Annotated in this window: 15 protein-coding genes, 1 tRNA gene and 2 pseudogenes; 14 read left to right on the top strand and 4 right to left on the bottom strand. The window is 69.4% G+C overall.

The features are described from left to right. Nucleotides 1-696: a trimeric intracellular cation channel family protein gene (locus tag QE392_RS12005; protein WP_307451973.1), complete on the bottom strand. Its 696-nt coding sequence runs from the start codon at nucleotides 694-696 to the stop codon at nucleotides 1-3. A 161-nt stretch (nucleotides 697-857) separates the two neighbouring features. Between QE392_RS12005 and recO the strand changes: the two genes are divergently transcribed. The 4 genes from recO (at nucleotide 858) to QE392_RS11985 (ending at nucleotide 3,755) form a co-directional block, all read left to right on the top strand. Further along, nucleotides 858-1,586 (top strand): DNA repair protein RecO, encoded by a 729-nt coding sequence (recO, locus tag QE392_RS12000; protein ID WP_307330198.1) that lies wholly within the window; start codon nucleotides 858-860, stop codon nucleotides 1,584-1,586. Beyond that, the gene (locus QE392_RS11995; RefSeq protein ID WP_307451971.1) at nucleotides 1,583-2,413 is read left to right on the top strand and encodes an isoprenyl transferase; all 831 of its coding nucleotides are present in this window, start codon (nucleotides 1,583-1,585) and stop codon (nucleotides 2,411-2,413) included. The genes recO and QE392_RS11995 overlap by 4 nt, the downstream gene beginning before the upstream one ends. Nucleotides 2,414-2,463: 50 nt before the next feature. Further along, nucleotides 2,464-3,147, top strand: a complete 684-nt coding sequence (locus QE392_RS11990) for a DsbA family oxidoreductase (RefSeq protein WP_307451969.1) — start codon at nucleotides 2,464-2,466, stop codon at nucleotides 3,145-3,147. Between the two features lie 293 nt (nucleotides 3,148-3,440). Next, on the top strand, nucleotides 3,441-3,755 hold the full coding sequence (locus QE392_RS11985) for a hypothetical protein (protein WP_307330192.1): 315 nt from the start codon (nucleotides 3,441-3,443) through the stop codon (nucleotides 3,753-3,755). A 139-nt stretch (nucleotides 3,756-3,894) separates the two neighbouring features. Here QE392_RS11985 and QE392_RS11980 read toward each other — a convergent pair whose 3' ends face one another. Continuing rightward, on the bottom strand, nucleotides 3,895-4,938 hold the full coding sequence (locus QE392_RS11980) for a hypothetical protein (RefSeq protein WP_307451967.1): 1,044 nt from the start codon (nucleotides 4,936-4,938) through the stop codon (nucleotides 3,895-3,897). Between the two features lie 537 nt (nucleotides 4,939-5,475). On the opposite strand from QE392_RS11980, the pseudogene QE392_RS11975 reads away from it, so the two are divergent. The 7 genes and pseudogenes from QE392_RS11975 to QE392_RS11945 form a co-directional block, all read left to right on the top strand. Further along, a pseudogene (locus QE392_RS11975) lies at nucleotides 5,476-5,640 on the top strand (helix-turn-helix domain-containing protein); the annotation flags it as partial. Nucleotides 5,641-6,087: 447 nt separating this feature from the next. Next, the gene (locus QE392_RS17560; RefSeq protein ID WP_373426464.1) at nucleotides 6,088-6,849 is read left to right on the top strand and encodes a hypothetical protein; all 762 of its coding nucleotides are present in this window, start codon (nucleotides 6,088-6,090) and stop codon (nucleotides 6,847-6,849) included. Nucleotides 6,850-6,916: 67 nt separating this feature from the next. Then, nucleotides 6,917-8,083 carry a tRNA dihydrouridine synthase DusB gene (gene dusB / locus QE392_RS11965; protein ID WP_307451964.1) on the top strand — a complete coding sequence of 389 codons (1,167 nt, stop codon included), beginning with the start codon at nucleotides 6,917-6,919 and terminating at the stop codon, nucleotides 8,081-8,083. A 1-nt stretch (nucleotide 8,084) separates the two neighbouring features. After that, complete coding sequence (locus QE392_RS11960) at nucleotides 8,085-9,407, top strand: deoxyguanosinetriphosphate triphosphohydrolase (protein WP_373426463.1); 1,323 nt, start codon at nucleotides 8,085-8,087, stop codon at nucleotides 9,405-9,407. Next, nucleotides 9,407-11,246 (top strand): annotated as a pseudogene (gene dnaG / locus QE392_RS11955) (DNA primase). Before QE392_RS11960 ends, dnaG begins: the two are co-directional and overlap by 1 nt. Nucleotides 11,247-11,452: 206 nt before the next feature. Then, nucleotides 11,453-12,226 (top strand): ATP-binding cassette domain-containing protein, encoded by a 774-nt coding sequence (locus QE392_RS11950; RefSeq protein ID WP_307451962.1) that lies wholly within the window; start codon nucleotides 11,453-11,455, stop codon nucleotides 12,224-12,226. A 62-nt stretch (nucleotides 12,227-12,288) separates the two neighbouring features. Next, a tRNA-Asn gene (locus tag QE392_RS11945) sits at nucleotides 12,289-12,361 on the top strand. Between the two features lie 178 nt (nucleotides 12,362-12,539). On the opposite strand, the gene QE392_RS11940 is transcribed toward QE392_RS11945, so the two are convergent. Further along, entirely contained in the window at nucleotides 12,540-12,695 is a 156-nt protein-coding gene (locus QE392_RS11940; RefSeq protein WP_307451960.1) for a hypothetical protein, read from the bottom strand. Nucleotides 12,696-12,747: 52 nt separating this feature from the next. Next, a complete protein-coding gene (locus QE392_RS11935) occupies nucleotides 12,748-14,514 on the bottom strand; it encodes a protein kinase domain-containing protein (RefSeq protein ID WP_307451958.1) in 1,767 nt (588 codons plus the stop codon). A gap of 190 nt (nucleotides 14,515-14,704) precedes the next feature. On the opposite strand from QE392_RS11935, the gene glsA reads away from it, so the two are divergent. The 3 genes from glsA (at nucleotide 14,705) to QE392_RS11920 (ending at nucleotide 17,494) form a co-directional block, all read left to right on the top strand. Then, on the top strand, nucleotides 14,705-15,649 hold the full coding sequence (gene glsA / locus QE392_RS11930) for a glutaminase A (protein ID WP_307451956.1): 945 nt from the start codon (nucleotides 14,705-14,707) through the stop codon (nucleotides 15,647-15,649). Nucleotides 15,650-15,815: 166 nt separating this feature from the next. Then, the gene (locus tag QE392_RS11925; protein ID WP_307330163.1) at nucleotides 15,816-16,190 is read left to right on the top strand and encodes a tRNA-dihydrouridine synthase; all 375 of its coding nucleotides are present in this window, start codon (nucleotides 15,816-15,818) and stop codon (nucleotides 16,188-16,190) included. Next, on the top strand, nucleotides 16,190-17,494 hold the full coding sequence (locus QE392_RS11920) for a glutathionylspermidine synthase family protein (RefSeq protein ID WP_307451954.1): 1,305 nt from the start codon (nucleotides 16,190-16,192) through the stop codon (nucleotides 17,492-17,494). The genes QE392_RS11925 and QE392_RS11920 overlap by 1 nt, the downstream gene beginning before the upstream one ends. Nucleotides 17,495-17,558: the final 64 nt, after the last annotated feature.

Genomic DNA, 17,558 nt, shown 5'->3' with positions numbered 1-17,558 from the left:
TCATGCGTCGTCGGGGCGGATGATCGGGATGCCGGTGGTCTCGACCGCGACCTTGCGGCGATAGAGCTTGCGCTGCTCGGGCAGAGACAGGTCGAACAGCACCGCGAGCACCCGGATGACGGTGGTGACCACGACGCCGATGACCGCGGCGAGCGGCAGGGGCACCCCGAACGCGGCGACGGTGGCGAGCACCGCGCAGCCGCCGCCCGCCGCCACGGCGTAGAGCGAACCGACGTGCATGATGGCGACCGGGAGACCCATCAGCACGTCGCGCAGCACACTGCCGCCGACGGCGGCCAGCATGCCGACGAAGACGGCGGGCACGGGCGGCAGGCCGAGGGCGATCGCCTTGGAGGTGCCGAACGCGCCGAACAGCCCGATCACCACCGCATCGAGCATGACGATCGCACGGTTGAGGCGCTGGAACAGCCCCGACAGCAGCATCCCCACCAGCGCTGCCCCGGTGGCGGTCAGCAGGTACCAGTTGTTCTGCAGCGTCGCCGGGGTGAGGCCCAGAAGCAGGTCGCGGATGAGCCCGCCGCCCATCCCGAGCAGGATGCCGATGATCGCCACCCCCAGCAGATCGAGGCGCCGCTGCCCCTGGAAGCCGGAGGCGAAGAGCGCGCCCTGCACACCGCCAAGCGCGACGGCGGTGAGGTCGGCCCACAGGGGGATGATGAAGACGGGCGGGTTCACGGCATCCATTCTCCGGTGGTCGCGGGCGTTCCCGGGGAGGGCGCACCCGCGTCATCCAGGGACGGGGCCTCTTACGGCAGGAGGCCCGGCTCGAGGTACTGCGAAGCAACTGCGAGCGCGCCGCGCAGGCCGCTCACGGCATCGCGGAACGATAATGGACTGTGCCCACCTACCGCGACGAAGTCGTGGTCCTGCGTACCCACAAACTCGGGGAGGCGGACCGCATCCTCACCCTCCTCAGCCGGCGCAACGGCAAGATCCGCGCCGTCGCGAAGGGCGTGCGGCGCACCTCGTCGCGCTTCGGGTCGCGTCTGGAGCCGTTCATGGTCGCCGACGTGCAGCTGTTCAAGGGACGCAACCTCGACATCGTTCAGCAGGCCGAGTCGCTGGGGTCGTACGGCGCCGACATCGTCGTGAACTACGACCGGTACACCACCGCCAGCGCCATGGTCGAAACCGCTGACCGGCTGAACGAGGCCGAGGCCACGCCCCAGCAGTATCTGCTGCTCGTCGGCGGGCTGCGCTCGCTCGCGCGCGGCGATCATTCCGAGCGCAGCGTGCTCGATTCGTATCTGCTGCGCGCCATGGCCCTCTCGGGGTGGGCGCCCGGGCTCACCGAGTGCGCGCGGTGCGGCACGGTCGGCGATCACCCGTACTTCCTCGCCCAGCTCGGCGGTGTGGTCTGCTCGACCTGCGCGCCGGCGGGCTCCCCGCGGGTGGCCCGTGACACGGTCGACATGCTCCGCGCCCTCATGGCGGGGGAGTGGGAGACCATCGACGACGCCCCCGGCCGCACGGTCGCGGCCGCCTCGGGCCTCGTGGCCGCCTACGCGCAGTTCCACCTGGAACGCGGCATCCGTTCCCTCACGCACCTGGAGTCGCATCGATGACACCGAAGCCGTTCACGCACCGCGACGCCGTGCCCTACCGCCCCCTCGACTGGACGGGGGAGTACCCACCGGCGTACCCGATGGGGTCGGTGCCCGAGCACGTCGCGATCGTGATGGACGGCAACGGCCGCTGGGCAAACCGCCAGGGCCTCACGCGCATCGAGGGGCACCGCGCGGGTGAGGCGGCTCTGCTCGACGTCGTCGCCGGGGCGATCCAGGCGGGCGTGAAGCACCTGTCGGTGTACGCCTTCTCGACCGAGAACTGGTCGCGCTCACCCGATGAGGTGCGTTTTCTCATGGGTTTCAACCGCGAGGTGCTGCACCGCCGCCGCGACCAATTGAACGAGTGGGACGTTCGCATCCGGTGGTCGGGCCGTAAGCCGCGCCTGTGGGGCTCGGTCATCAAAGAACTGCAGCACGCCGAGCGTCTCACCGAGGGCAACTCCACCCTCACCCTGACGATGTGCGTCAATTACGGCGGGCGCGTGGAGATCGTGGATGCCATGCGCCGCATCGGCGACGACATCGCCGCGGGAAAGCTGAAGCCGTCGGCCGTGACCGAGAAGCTGATCCGCAAGCACCTCTACCAGCCCGACATGCCCGACGTCGACCTCTTCGTGCGCTCCAGCGGCGAGCAGCGCACCTCGAACTTCCTGCTCTGGGAGTCGGCGTACGCCGAGATGGTGTTCCTCGACACGCTGTGGCCCGACTTCCGCCGAACCCACCTGTGGGATGCCATCGGGTTGTACCTCTCGCGCGACCGGCGGTTCGGCGGGGCCGTGGACGCGCCGACCGCGGAGTCCTCGGTGCCCCTCGGGCCCGCCTGAGCGGATGCCGCGAACGGAATAGAACGACGACAGGAAAGGTTGCAGGCGATATGACGGATGCCATCAAGATCGACGTGTGGAGCGACATCGCCTGCCCCTGGTGCTACATCGGCAAGCGGAACCTCGAGAACGGCCTGGCCGCCACGGCTGCCGATGACGACGCTCCGGTCGTCGAGATCGAGTACCACTCGTTCGAGCTCTCGCCCGACACCCCCGAGGACTTCCACGGCGGTGAGGTCGACTACCTCTCGCAGCACAAGGGCGTCTCGCCCGAACAGGCGCGGGAGATGCTGGATCGCGTGACCGGCGTCGCCGCCGAGGCCGGTCTCGCCTACCGCTTCGACATCCTCCAGCACACCAACACCGTCAAAGCGCACGAGCTGCTGCACTTCGCGAAGCAGAACGGCAAGCAGCTGGAGCTGGCCGAGGTGCTCATGTCGGCGTACTTCCTCGAGGGCAAGCACGTGGGTCGCGACGACGACCTCGTCGCCCTGGCGGTCGAGGTCGGTCTCGACCAGGATGCCGCCCGCGAGGCGCTCGCATCGCAGCGCTACCGTGCCGCGGTCCGTGCCGATCAAGAGCAGGCGCAGCAGTTCGGGATCACGGGCGTGCCGTTCTTCGTGATCGACGGCAAGTACGGGGTGAGTGGAGCGCAGCCGGTCGAGGCGTTCAGCCAGATCGCCCGTCAGGTGTGGGGCGAGCGCCGCAAGGCATCCGCGACTGCCGACGCCTGACTCTTCCTCCACAGCGGTGTCCGCCTCCGGTTCGACCCCGGCCAGACGCTACGCTTCCCGGATTGCCCGAGAGCCCGCCCGCGGACCCGTTGGTCGGCTTGTGGCGGTGGCTGAGACACTACGCCCACCGTTTCGCGTCTGTCACGCTGACCGTCTCGGGTTGCTCTTGGCGGGCGGCCTCGTTGTTCTGTGTGTTCCGTGGCTCAGCGTGCCCCTGCTCGTAGTGGGTACGATTATTCGGGCGTCAGCAACGCCGTGGAAGCGTCGGAAAGAGAAGGACGAAGACACGTCGGATGCTCACGCTGTCCTTCTTGAACAGTCTCTGCCGCTCCGTCTATCGGATCAAGCGCTGGTCACATGACTCCGCGACCGCCGATATCTACTTCAGCATGCACCGGATTGCCGCAACCTGCGGCTTGAGTCCCGCCCCAGTCGGGCCTGACCACCACACTGACTTCTTCCCCACCCACTACATCGGTAACGACGAGTTCAACAGTCTCCTGCGCCTGGTCAAACGACACGATCCAAGACGTGTCATCTACACGCTGAACACTTGCGGAAACCTCACCGGGACACTCGTCTGCGCACGCGGACAGCAAATGGGCTGACGCATCTGTCTGCACCTCAAGCGTCGCGAGCAAACCGATTGGTGGGCATGCCTCGACGCCGGCACAGCCCGTGAGATGTAGGGCGAGGAACGCTGCTCCAAGAGCAGCTGCGCCTCCTCGACCGGGAACCCCACGGCGGCTAAGGGACAATCGCGAGACCATACTGCTGGTTGTTCGGGAAGAATCGACTGAGTGGTGCGTACGACACGAGGTCAGAGCAAGACCGGCCCTGTTTGCCCGCGCAAGGCTTGCCTGCGTAGTCATAGATGCCGCTCACAACACCGGTTGCGAAAACCCGCGCCGTGCCACCAGAACCCGCGAACACTTGAATGACCGGGCCGCCACTGTCTCCCTGACCTGCTGCCGGTAGGCCATTCTGCTGGTACGTGCGCGTCAAACCGTAATAGCAATATGGGATGCCATTGTAACAAGTGGTTATCTCGGTACCTCCCACAATGTTTCCACAACGAAGACCGGACGGCGATCCTGAGTAACAGACGACATCATTAACGACAGGCGCCGTCCAGCCCCGGATCGGCGATTTGGGCCCGGGGTTGTCCGGGCCGCCAGTCAGCACATACGGCTCCTGAGAATTAAAGGCCCGGAGAAGTTCATGATCCGTATTATTGTTGCCGCCATTCGCTTGGCCGAGAGATTGGCCAAGACGCGTACCGGCAGTGAGCGACGGGGTGACTCCTGCCTCATTGTTCGCGATCCACCACATCTGTCCGATCGCATCAGAGCAATGATCAGCAGTGAGGTTGTACGTGGCACGAGTTCCGGTGTCGATCACATAGAAGCCGTTAGTGCAGCTGCGCCATTCCCCATTCGAGACTCGGTACAGCGCCGAACTACCGGCCGCGTAAGGCGGTTGCGTCTGATAGCGAGTTGCCGCTTCGGCAGATGACTTGCTGACCTCGTAAGGAACACCGAGGTTACCGAATGACTCCTCAGAAAGCCCGGGAGCCCGATCGAGAAGGTCAGACTCTCGTGGCCCATCCTCAATCTCGAGATGAAGAGAGCTGCCATCGAGGGCCGGGATGACCGAGAAGGAATCATTGCCGCCGGCGATGAGGCGCCATCGCTCGATGGCCAAATAGGTCGCATCACTCAGCTCCCGGTTCGTGAAAAGTGTCGGAGTCACGGCGAAGAGCGACGAGTGAGGTTGGAGAGCAGCGGCCACGCTGTCGAGCGCATCCCTGTCTGCATACACACGAGCGACACCGGCACCATGATCCCAAGCGACGCCGTGAACCACGGGAGCGACTGCACCGAAGGCGTTACCAGCCAATACTGAGTGAACCGCCAGCGGGACCGGACTCAAGGCGTCCTCCGGAAGGCGTCCAACGGTAGGTCCGTCACGCCCGGAGAGGCAGCGGTCGGGATGGTCCGATCTTGTGCGCCCCCGTAGCTCCTAGTATCCGCCTGAGCCGGGGCGACCGCACCGATGCCGAGCGCCAGCACTGCTGCAATTCCGGCGGCAAGAGCCTTCTGAGGCATGTTGTACACAGTGGAACTCCATTCCCGATGGAAGAGCGCCGGTTGGAAGCGTCGTTGTTGTATCGCAGCGGCGCGGTCAGTCACCCAGACAGTGCCAGCCATCCGAAGCTTCCGCAAGACCCGGGTGTGCTTCCCCGACACGTTGTGAACAGCCGAGGTAAGGCAAAGACCTCCGGGACGATGTGGGTAACAGCCGCACACTCGTTCCACGGAGGTCTTCGTGCCTCACGGTGACGCGCCCATGGCGCCCGAGGGGCGTCGTCGTCTGGCTGTCTTGATCATGGAGGACGACTGGTCGCTGCGGAGGGCTGTTGAGCGCTTTCAGTGCGCGCCGGCGACGGCCAAGCGGTGGGCGGACCGATACCGATCGGGACAACCCATGACCTGAACCGTCTCCGGTTTGATGCCGTTTCCTTTCGGGCCTGGAAGGAAGATGTTGATAATGCCGAAGAGGATTCCCGAGGAGGAGCAGCAGCAGCAGCAGCGAGCGATTCGGCTCGTGTCGGATCACCTCGATGAGTACCCGAACATCACGGCTGCGTGCGAGACGATCTCCAAGCGCCTCGGGTTGGGGCTGAGTCGTTGCGCCGGTGGGTGCGTCAGGCGCAGGTCGACGAGGGTGCCCGGCCGGGGCGGGTGACCTCCATGGAGAACCAGGAAGTTCGAGCGTTGCGCCGGGAGCTGCGTGGGGCCAACGCGATCTTGAGGGATGCGGCGGATCCTACGCCGGGAAACTCGACCCCCGACGCCGCTGATCGTCGCGTTGATCGACGAACAACGAGCCAGAGGTCGCGCGGTCGAGTCGATCTGCCGGGTTCTGCACGAGCAGGGCGTGCAGGTCGCCGCGCAAACCTGCCGGGCACGGACCCGAGCCCACCCCAGCAACCGTGACCTGGCGGACGCGGTCATCATCGACGCGCTGCTGGCGACCTTCGGGACGGCGAAGGCGATGTATGGGCGACGGAAGATGGTCGCGCTCCTCCGTCGCCGACGCCACGACGTCTTCGCGCGGCAGGTCGACCGGCTGATGCGCCACCTCGACTTGAACGGACGTGTTCGCGGGCAGGGAGTCCGCACCACGATCCCGGATCGGAATGCGGCGCGGGCTCCTGATCTCACCACGGCGCTGCGGATGGGGCTCTGGCGCCGTGATCGGGCCAGCCGCCCCGCGGGCGACGGACTCGCACACCACAGCGACACCGGCAGCCAGTTCACCTCGGTCAGCTTCGCCGAGACGCCCGCGTTGGAAGGCATCGCCGCGTCCATCGGATCCGCCGGCGACGCCTACGACAACGCTCTCGCGGACCCTACCATCGGGCTGTTCTCACACGAAGCGATCCGCGACGACTCCCCATTTCTCGACGGCCCGCTCCGTCAGCTCGCCGATGTTGAGTGGGTCACGCTCGCCCGGGTCGACTGGTACAACCAGCGCCTACACCGCACCCTCGGCGACGTCCCACCCGAGGAATTCGAGACCGCGAACCACGCTGACTCCAAAACACGAGCCCACCCGGCGCTGACACCCGCAGAGGAACGGCGGAGAACCGGGGACGATTCACCTTCGCGCAACACCGGTTTCGCCGTTCGTGGGTGAAGTAAAGTCTGAGCGAACCACCTGTGGATGAGGTCCGCCGTCGGTTACCGTCTGGGAGAATGGAACGATGACCACGGCATTGGCTCCGGCGCGGACCCTCCGCATCGGCAACATCGAGCTCGACGCTCCGGTCGTGCTCGCGCCCATGGCCGGCATCACGAACACCGCGTTCCGCCGGCTGTGCCGCGAGTACGGTGCCGGTCTGTACGTCAGCGAGATGATCACGACGCGCGCGCTCGTCGAGCGCAACGACACCACGATGCGACTCATCCGTCACCACGAGTCGGAGACGCCGCGCTCGATCCAGCTCTACGGCGTCGATCCGGCCACCGTCGAGGCGGCGGTGACGATGATCGTCGACGAAGACCACGCCGACCACATCGACCTCAACTTCGGCTGCCCAGTCCCCAAGGTCACCCGCCGTGGCGGCGGCGCCGCCCTTCCCTGGAAGACGACGCTGTTCAGCGAGATCGTCGAGCGAGCGGTACGCGCCGCCGGCGACAAGCCGCTGACCATCAAGATGCGCAAGGGCATCGACGCCGATCACCTCACCTACCTCGAGGCCGGCCGTATCGCCGAGGGGGCGGGGGTGGCATCCATCGCCCTGCACGCCCGCACGGCCAGCGAGTTCTACTCGGGCCACGCCGACTGGTCGGCGATCGCGAAGCTGAAAGAGACGGTCACGAGCGTGCCCGTGCTCGGCAACGGCGACATCTGGTCGGCCGACGACGCCGTGCGCATGATGGACGAGACCGGCTGCGACGGCGTGGTCGTCGGTCGCGGCTGCCTCGGGCGCCCCTGGCTCTTCGGCGATCTGGCGCGTGCCCTGGGCGGGCCCGGTGCTGCGCACGGCGAACCCGTCGACGCGACCCTCGGCTTCGTTGCGCGCGCGTTCCGCCGCCACGCCGAGCTGCTCGTGGAGTTCTTCGACGACGAGGGGCGAGGATGCCGCGACATCCGCAAGCACGTCGCCTGGTACTTCAAGGGGTATCCGGTCGGGGGCGAACTACGCGCAGCGCTGGCGACGGCCTCGACACTGGACGAGATCGACGAGCTGCTCGCCACGATGGAGCTCGACGCGCCCTACCCCGGGGCCGCGGCCGAAGGCCAGCGTGGTCGCGCGGGCACCCCGAAGCGTCCGGCGCTTCCCGATCGCTGGCTCGACTCGCACGAGATCGGCGACGAGGCCGGCCGCGAGCTCGCCGCAGCAGAACTGCACCACAGTGGCGGGTGAGGTGGCGGTGACCGCCGCCCGCCCCCTCGGTTACGACGACGCGGATGCCGCGCGGTTCCACGTCGAGAAGCACCGCTCGCAGCGCGATGATTTCGCCCGCGACCGCGCGCGCGTGCTGCACTCGGCGGCCCTTCGCCGTCTCGCCGCCAAGACCCAGGTGCTCAGCCCGGCGAGCCCCGCCGACTTCGCCCGCAACCGCCTCACGCACTCGCTCGAAGTCGCGCAGGTGGGGCGCGAGCTGGCGACCGCACTTCAGCTGTCACCCGACGTCGTCGACACCGCGTGCCTCAGCCACGACCTGGGCCACCCCCCGTTCGGCCACAACGGCGAGCGGGCGCTGAACGAGTGGGCCGAGGGCATCGGCGGCTTCGAGGGCAATGCGCAGACGCTGCGCATCCTGACCCGCCTCGAGCCGAAGGTGTTCGGAGCCGAGGGCGAGCCGTTCGGGCTCAACCTGACGCGCTCGAGCCTCGACGCCACGTGCAAGTACCCGTGGACCGCCGATGAGCCGGTCCCCGACCCGGGCGGGCGCCTGAAGTTCGGCGTGTACCCCGACGACGAGCCGGTGTTCCACTGGATGCGCGGGGAAGCCCCCGCCCGCCGGCGCTGCATCGAAGCCGAGGTCATGGACCTCTCCGACGACATCGCCTACTCGGTGCACGACTTCGAAGACGCGGTCGTCAACCGCTACGTCGACCCCGCGCGCCTGGCATCCCGGGTCGGCCGCGAGGGTCTGCTCGACGCGATCCAGCGCTGGGTCGGCTACGACTTCGTGCGCGACGACCTCGACGCCGGCCTCGAGCGCCTGATGGCGATGCCGGAGTGGATCCCCTCGTTCGATGGCACGCGTCCCGCCCTCGCGCGTCTGAAGAACCTCACGTCCGACCTCATCGGCCGCTTCGCGCGCGCCGCGACCTCGGCCACCCGCGAGGCGTACCCGACCGATCAGCTCACGCGCTACCGGGCGCACGTCGTCGTGCCCGCCGACGTCGAAGTCGAGATGGCGGTGCTCAAGGGCATCATCGGTGCCACCGTGGTCTCGATCGACGGCCGCAAGGTGCTGTACCGCGAGCAGCGCAACGTGCTCAAGCGCCTGGCATCCGCCCTGTGGGAGAACCCGGGCGCGCTCGACGCCCTGCACGCCCCCGACTTCGCCGCGGCCACCGACGACACCGCGCGGCGCCGCGTGGTCGTCGACCAGGTCGCGAGCCTGACCGACCAGCTCGCCATCGCGTGGCACGGCCGGCTCGTCGGAGAAGTGGATGCCGCCGAGCTCGGCGTGTGGGCGCCCGGCGCCCGCGCCGCCCGGGGAGCGGATGCCTGATGGCCCGCATCCGCCAAGCCGACGTCGATGAGGTGAAGGCGCGGGTCAACATCGCCGACGTCATCGGGGAACGCGTCGCCTTGAAGCCTGCCGGCGTCGGCTCGATGAAGGGACTCTGCCCCTTCCACGACGAACGCTCGCCGAGCTTCAACGTGCGCCCCCAGGTCGGGTACTACCACTGCTTCGGCTGCGGCGAGTCGGGCGACGTGTACTCGTTCCTGCGCGCGATGGACCACGTGTCGTTCACCGAGGCGGTCGAACGCATGGCCGCGCGCGTCGGCTACACCCTGCACTACGAAGACGGGGGAGCGGCCCCCGAGACGACCGGCCGTTCGCGGTTGTACGCCGCGAACGCGGCGGCGGCGGAGTACTTCCGCGCGCAGCTGATGAGCCCCGAAGCCGAGACCGGACGCCGGTTCCTCGGCGAGCGCGGTTTCGACGCCGGGGCGGCGGCGCACTTCGGCGTGGGCTATGCCCCGAAGGGGTGGTCGAACCTGCTCGACCACCTGTCGGCGCAGAAGTTCAGCCGCGACGAGCTCGTGCAGGCGGGGCTGGTGTCGCAGGGTCAGCGCGGCGTCTACGACCGCTTCCGCGGGCGACTGGTGTGGCCGATCCGCGACGTCACCGGTCAGGTCATCGGTTTCGGCGCGCGCAAGCTCTTCGACGACGACCAGGGCCCGAAGTACCTCAACACGCCCGAGACGCCGATCTACAAGAAGGCGCAGGTGCTCTACGGCCTCGACCTCGCCAAACGCGACATCTCGCGCTCGCACCGGGTGGTCGTGGTCGAGGGGTACACCGACGTGATGGCCTGTCACCTCGCCGGGTGTCACCACCGCGATCGCCTCGTGCGGTACGGCGTTCGGCAGCGACCACATCACCGTGCTCCGTCGGGTGATGGGCGATGACAGCTCGTCGGGCGAGGTCGTCTTCACCTTCGACCCGGATGCCGCGGGGCAGAAGGCGGCGCTGCGCGCCTTCGCCGACGAGAAGCGCTTCGCCGCCCAGACCTATGTCGCCGTCGCCCCCGAGGGACTCGATCCTTGCGACCTGCGGCTCCAGCGCGGCGACGGGGCGGTGCGCGCGTTGATGGAGAACAAGAACCCCATGTTCGAGTTCGTCATCGACCAGCGACTGAAAGACTTCGACCTGGGCAGTGTGGAGGGCCGCGCGGGAGCGTTGCGCGCGGCGGCACCCATCGTCGCCGACATCCGCGATCCCTCACTTCGCCCTGGATACGTGCGCGTGCTCGCCCGCCGTCTGGGCCTCGACATGCCCGAGGTGCAGGCCGCGGTGGAGCGCGCCGCGCGCGGAGCCGACCGCGCTGAGCAGCGCGAGAACGCCCGCGTCGCCGAGCCCGCCCCGATCGCGGTCTCGGTCACGATGGCGTCCCTTCCCAACACCCGCGACGTCGCCCTCGAGCGCGGCGCGATGATGGCGTTCCTGCAGTACGGTCACCGGATCGACCCCGACGTGTTCCTGCGCGCGCTGCAGCTGCCCTTCGGACACCCCGCCCTCGAGGCGGTGCGCAGCTCCCTGGCATCCACCGATCTGTCGCAGCCCGGCTGGGCGGTGGCGGCCGTGGAGGCCGTGCGCGAGCCGTTCCGGTCGCTCGCGGCCGAGCTGTTGACCGCGGAGTTCCCCGCTCGCACAGAGGAGGACGCCGTCGCGTCGGCGAACGACCTCGCCCGCGGGCTGCTCGTACGCGAGCTGCAACGCGAGAAGGACGAGCTGCTGAGGGGGATCCAGCGCGTGCCGCCCGACTCCGAGGAAGGGCGCCGGCTGCGCCTGCGGCTGCGGGAACTGGATGCCGACCGGCAGCGTCTCATCGCGTCGTGACGCGCCAATGCACGCCGGGGAGCCCGCGTGCGGCGAGGTCGGTGGACCGGCCGCGGTCCCGGATCGAGAGATTCACGGAGACCCCGCTCCGTGTCCGCGATCGCGCCCCGGATGACGGTGTCGTGCGCGCTCGTCAGGTGAACACTCGCTCCGACTCCCCGGGCGCGCCGCTGGCATCCGTCCCACCGGTGGGCGAGGATGAAGGAATGCCCCGGACCCTCGACACCGACGTCGTCCTCCGCGCCGACGATCTGTCCCTCGCCCGCAACGGCGTTCGCGTGATCGACGGGATCACGTTCACTCTGCTGCCCGGACGCACGCTCGTGGTGAGGGGGGCGACGGGCGCCGGCAAGACCTCCCTCGTGTCTCTGCTCGCCGGCGCTCCCGACGACGGTCTCGCCGTGGTCGGCGGCGATGCGCGCGTGCACGGCATCTCGGCGCGGCATCCGGGCCGGGCGCGACGCGAGTGGGTGTTCCACACCGGGTATCTGCCGCAGGGGGCGGGGGCCGCACTGCCCTCGCGACTGACCGTGCACGACGTGATCTCGGAGCCGATCACCAGTCGCGACCGGCGGGTCAACACCCGGGCGCTCGCGGTGCGCGTGGCGACGCTGCTCGATGAGATGGAATTGCCGCTCGGCACGGCCCCGAAATATCCGTACGAACTCAGCGCGGGCATGCGGCAGCGCGTCGCCCTGGCCCGGGCGCTGGTGCTCGAACCGCGCCTATTCGTCGCCGACGATCTCTACGCCAACCTCGACCTCGAGGTGCGGGCGGCCGCCCGTGAGGCGCTGACGCGCCGTCGCGATGAGCGGGGGATGGCCTCGCTGATCGTCACGAACGACGCCGACGCACCGAGGGAATTGGATGCCGACGTGCTCGTGCTGCACGCCGGTCACGCGGTCGGCCTCGGCCACGGCGACCAGGACGTGCAGTGGACGCCCGACGGCACGCCCGAGCGACGCCTTTCGGCCCCCTGATTTTCTCGGCGCCCCCGCGTGCTGTTAGTATCGTGGGGTTGTCCACCGCAAGGCGGACACGATCCTCGGTAGCTCAATTGGCAGAGCAATCGGCTGTTAACCGATAGGTTCTTGGTTCGAGTCCAAGCCGGGGAGCAGGCGAAAGGCCCGTCTCGTCAGAGGCGGGCCTTCGTCGTTCCCGGGTCGACCGATCACGACGGGGAGCTCTTCATCGGACCGTGGCGGACGTGCCACCAGTCTTCTCACCCGCTGCGCGCCGATGACCGCGGCGACAGGGCTTTCGCTCCCGTCGCCCCGAGAACCGCCGACGGTTTCAGGCAGGAACGTCATGGCCTCCGTCGCCCTGTTCGGTTCGCTGTCGCTCGCGCTCGACCGGATCGGCCTCCATATCGGGCACGATCGAGGTGTCGTCGCGGTCGGTCTTCTGGGCGGCGGGGTCGGGCACGGGGAGACGGTCAGGATCGCTCATGAACGGGATGCCACCACGGCGCCGCCGCGTCGGTCATCACCGTTGACAGCGGTCAGTTCTTGCCCGAAGGGCCGACGCCGCGGCCAGGGCCGGCGTCCTCCGACTTCCCGGGGGAGTCGGGCCGTCCTGTGCCCTCCGGCGCTCCCCGGCCGGGAGAGCGGGTCGCTTCCGCGGAGGGGACGGGCGGCGCCGGGTTCGCGGCGGCGCCGGTCGTCTCGCCGCCACCGCTCGGACCGGTCGCCCGGGAGACGACCGACTCGACCACGACGGGCGCGGGCGGCGCTGGTTGCGCCGGCGTCGACGCATCGGGGCTCGGCTGTACCGTGGCGTCGGTCTCGACCACGGGCGACGGCGATGCGACGGGTGCCGACGTCGAGACGGGTGCCGACGTCGCGACAGGGGCGGGCGTGGCGGCGGGGGTGTCGTCGGCCACCGGCGGCGAATCGCTGCGCGCCGGAGAGGGGGTCGACGCCGGTGCGCGATCCGTCGTCACATCATGCGCCGCCCCGAGCGAGAAGGCCGCGAGGTGTCCGCCGACGATGAGCGCCGCGCCGGCGCTCGCGGCCACCCACGCCCAGCCGCGGCGACGGGGACGCCGGGCGGACGCGCGACGCGACGCCGCAGTGTGCGCCGCCGCCTGATCGCCGGGCGCAAGAACGATCTGCCCGGACGCGGTGTCTTCCGACGCCCGCGTGACAAGGGCCTCGGCGGCGGCCGTCGACCCGCCCGGGAGCACGGCCCCGTCGGCGACCGTCGACCCGCCCATGGGCACGTCCCCCGCGGTGACCCTCCCCGCGTCCGCGGGTGCGGCCTCGGCGGCGACCGTCGACCCGCCCGTAGGCATGGCCCCGGTGGCCGCCGTCGACGCGCCCGCGTCCAGAGCCCCGGCGGCCACCGTGGACGCGGGAATAGGTGCGGTCGGCATCATCCACCCCGCGAGATACTGCGTGGCATCCGGAACGAGCGCCGGTTCCTCTTCCGCGAGCGCCTCCGCGCGCCGCGCGACCTCTGCCGCCGACGGTCGCGCCGCGGCATCCGTGGCTGTCATGGCGGTCAGCAGGGATCGCCACCGTGGGCTCAGCAACCCCGGAACGTCGGGCTGACGGGCCAGGCGTGCGAGCAGGGTCTCCTGCAGCGATCCGCCGCCGAACGGGTGCAGACGCGTCAGCGCCTCGATGGCCAGCAGCCCGAGAGCGTAGATGTCGGACGCCGCCTGCGGCGCCTCGCCCCGCACCTGCTCGGGCGCGAGGTACGCGGCCGTGCCGATGACGGTGCCGGGGGTGGTCAGCCGCGTGGCGTCGATGAGGTGGGCGACACCGAAGTCGGCGAGCACGGCCTCGGCCTCTCGAGGCGCCCCGTGGAGCGGACGCAGCAGCACGTTGGAGGGTTTGACGTCACGGTGCACGATCCCCGCGCCGTGCACGACCGCGAGTGCCCCGGCGAGATCGCCCAGGATGCCGGCCAGCTCCCGCGACGGAACGGCCTCCTGCTCGATCCGACGCTGCAGCGATGGACCGGTGATCAGCTCCATCACGAGGTAGACGTGGTCCTCGCCCACCAGCCGCGCGTCGAAGAGGGTGACCAGCGAGGGGTGGTCGAGGGCCGCCAGTGCGCGCGCCTCCGACATGCGCCGCAACGGCTCGGGTCCGCCGGCGCCGTCAGCGTGGAAGATCTTGATCGCGACATCTCGCGCCAGCACTTCGTCGCGGGCACGGAAGACGCGCCCCATTCCGCCGGCACCGAGGCGCTCGCGCAAAATGTAGCGCCCCCCGAGGATGTCGCCCGTGTGCGCCAGCGAGAGGTCAGGAGCGTGACTCATCGGATCCTTCGCGATGCTGCGGGACGACGGCGCGGGATCGCCGTCTGCACGCACACTATTGCGCGGGCGAAGGGATGCCACGGGGGCTGGCGGCGCTGAGACGCGGCGCGCATAATGCGGGGTTCTGCCGCACGACGTCAACCCGTGCAACCCGGTCGGTGTGGCAGCGTCGGTGGACGAAGGTGGGGGAGTGACCCCCGATCCCCATCATTACGACCTCGACGCGCTGCGCTCGCGCCTCCTCGACCACGGCGAAGACGACGGCGGAAGCGAAGGCGAGGTCGATGACAGCATCCCCCAGCTCGCCACCGCCGACCCCGCTTTGTGCGCGATCGCCCTCGTGCTGCCCGACGGCACCACCCGCACCAGCGTCGACGCCGACGTCGCCTTCAGCGTGCAGTCCGCCGTCAAACCGTTCCTCTTCGCCCTCGCCCTGCTCGACACCGACGGCGCCGCCCTCGACCGGGTCGGGATCGAACCGACGGGGGAGGCTTTCGACGCCATCAAGCTCGAGAGCGGCACCGGGCGTCCGCCCAACCCGATGGTCAACGCGGGCGCCCTGCTCACGGCATCCCTCGTCCGCGGATGCGACGCGGCCGAGCGCGACGCGCGCATCGCCGAGGGGCTCGCCGCCTTCGCCGGACGCGACCTCGCCGTCGACGAAGACGTCGCGCACAACGAGCACCTGCTCGGCGACCGCAATCACGCCCTCGCGCACCTCATGCGCGCCGAAGGGACGATGCGGGTCGGCGCCGACGACGCCGTGGCCGTCTATGCGCGCGCCTGCGCGACCCTGGTGGATGCCGAGACCCTCGCCGTCATGGGCGCGACGCTCGCATGCGGCGGCGTGAACCCGCGCACGGGTCGACGTGTGGTGCCCGAGCGCGTGGCCCGCGATGTCGTGTCGGTCATGGCGACCTGCGGCGTCTACGACGGGTCGGGGCGGTGGATGCGAGCGGTCGGCATCCCGGCGAAATCGAGCGTGTCGGGCGCCATCGTGCTCGCCGCTCCCGGACGCCTCGGCGCGGCGGTGGTGAGCCCGCCCCTCGACGCCCAGGGCACCAGCGTGCGCGGCCGGCTCGCGAGCGAAGCGCTGAGCGACGACCTCCACCTGCACAGCTTCGCCGCGCGCTGACGAGTAGCGAGCGATGGAGTGGTGGACGTCTGCGGGGGCGGTTCCTGTTCTGATCTGGGACCACCAGCTCGTCCGACAGCGCAGCCGCCGCGAGGTCGTCGTTCCCGCACCGCCATGAAGGGCGCGAGTGAACGAGAAGGCAACGACGATGTGAGAGCATCGGCGCATGCATCCCGTCGCGCGCCGCCGCGCCTCGCGAACCGTCACCGTCGGCGTCGTCGCCGCGCTCGCCGCCTCCCTCACCGGCTGCGGGCAGGGCAGCAACGTGTCGGAGGACTACGCGCAGATCTGCCGCGACAACTCCACCGAGAAGCGCCTGCCCGACGACGACTGCAACAACCACGGCGGCAGCGCCGGCTGGTACTACTACGCGCTCGGCTCGAACAGCCGCACGGTCCCCGCCGTGGGGCAGCCGGCCACCGGCGGTACCGACACCCTGCCCGCGGGCAAGACCGCCGCGCGCGGGATCTCCGGTGACGGAGCGAGCGTCTCGCGCGGCGGCTTCGGCGGTTCCGGCTCCGACGGCAGCCACGGCAGCTGATGCGCCGCATCGAACTGACCCCGCGCCCCGACTGGGAACGCACGATCAAGCAGTCCGGCCTCATCTACTCGCACTCCGTGCGCGACGACGGCACCGCTGTCGATTACTGGAACGACGGCGCCGCCTACGTCTTCACCCTGCCCGAGGTGGAACAGCTCGAGAAGCAGACCGAAGAGCTGCACCGCATGAGCCGCGAGGCCGCGCGCTACCTGGCATCCGGAGAACTCGGTCATCTGGGGCTCGACCCGAAAGCGTTCGAGTTCGCGCAATGGTCGCTCGAGCAGGACGAACCCGACGTCTACGCGCGGTTCGACCTCGCCTATGCCGGCGATGGCAGCCCCGCGAAGATGCTGGAGTACAACGCCGACACCCCGACGGGACTCATCGAGGCCTCGGTCACGCAGTGGTTCTGGCTGCAGGATCGGCTCAAATCCGGCGCCGTCGCCGCCGACACCGACCAGTGGAACGGCCTGCACGAAGCCCTCGTCGACCGCTGGCGCGCGCTCCTGCACCGCTCGCTCAGAGAGGGCGAGGGCGGACGCCTCTTCGTCGCCCACTCGGATGCCGACATCTACGGCGAGGACTGGGACACCGTCGCCGACATGCGCGACCTCGCCGGCGAGGCCGGGTGGGAGCACACCGGCATCGAGATGAAGGACATCGGCTGGCACCACGGCGCCCGCCAGTTCGTCGGCGTCCCCGAGCCGTGGGGATCCTCGCGCAGCATCGCCGCGCTGCCGGGCGACGAGCCCGGCACGCAGTACCCCGTCATCCGGAACCTCTTCAAACTGTACCCGTGGGAGGACCTCGTCTCGGGCGACGACCGCGTCGTCGGCGACCAGGAGTTCGGCGCACTGCTCATCGCCGGGCGCGGACTGTTCGGCCGGTGGTACGAGCCGGCGTGGAAGATGTTCCTCTCCAACAAGCTGCTGCTCGTCGCCCTCTGGCGGCTGTTCCCCGGCCACCCCAACCTGCTCCCCGCATACGCCGACGGCCCGAACGGCCTCACGGACTACGTCGTCAAACCGGTCTTCGGCCGTGAGGGCGACGGCATCCACGTCCACCGCGCCGACGGCACGGTCACCTCGAACGGCAAGGAGTACCGCCGCGAGGGCACCGGCCGCGAACGCGTCTGGCAGCAGTACCACGAGCTGCCCGACTTCCGCGGCTCGAACGGCAGCAATCACCCGGTGCTCGGCTCATGGGTCGTGGACGACGAGGCGTACGGCGTGGGCATCCGCGAGTCCGACGGCCCCATCACCGACTACTTCTGCCGGTTCGTGCCGAACATCATCGAACCCTGATCCCGGATGCCGCGCACCCGGTGCCGCCGACCCGTTCTCACCGCCTCGGCGCTCGTTCGAGTGC

The organism is Microbacterium proteolyticum (assembly GCF_030818075.1).
Classification (GTDB): domain Bacteria; phylum Actinomycetota; class Actinomycetes; order Actinomycetales; family Microbacteriaceae; genus Microbacterium; species Microbacterium proteolyticum_A.
This window is presented reverse-complemented; position numbering and strand designations above follow the sequence as displayed.

Bases quoted from the DNA above. Each gene is read 5' to 3' on its own strand.
- QE392_RS11995 (WP_307451971.1), top strand. From the start codon at position 1,583: ATGACACCGAAGCCGTTCACGCACCGCGACGCCGTGCCCTACCGCCCC.
- QE392_RS11990 (WP_307451969.1), top strand. From the start codon at position 2,464: ATGACGGATGCCATCAAGATCGACGTGTGGAGCGACATCGCCTGCCCC.
- QE392_RS11985 (WP_307330192.1), top strand. From the start codon at position 3,441: ATGCTCACGCTGTCCTTCTTGAACAGTCTCTGCCGCTCCGTCTATCGG.
- dusB (WP_307451964.1), top strand. From the start codon at position 6,917: ATGACCACGGCATTGGCTCCGGCGCGGACCCTCCGCATCGGCAACATC.
- QE392_RS11950 (WP_307451962.1), top strand. From the start codon at position 11,453: ATGCCCCGGACCCTCGACACCGACGTCGTCCTCCGCGCCGACGATCTG.
- QE392_RS11940 (WP_307451960.1), bottom strand. From the start codon at position 12,695: ATGAGCGATCCTGACCGTCTCCCCGTGCCCGACCCCGCCGCCCAGAAG.
- QE392_RS11935 (WP_307451958.1), bottom strand. From the start codon at position 14,514: ATGAGTCACGCTCCTGACCTCTCGCTGGCGCACACGGGCGACATCCTC.
- QE392_RS11925 (WP_307330163.1), top strand. From the start codon at position 15,816: ATGCATCCCGTCGCGCGCCGCCGCGCCTCGCGAACCGTCACCGTCGGC.
- QE392_RS11920 (WP_307451954.1), top strand. From the start codon at position 16,190: ATGCGCCGCATCGAACTGACCCCGCGCCCCGACTGGGAACGCACGATC.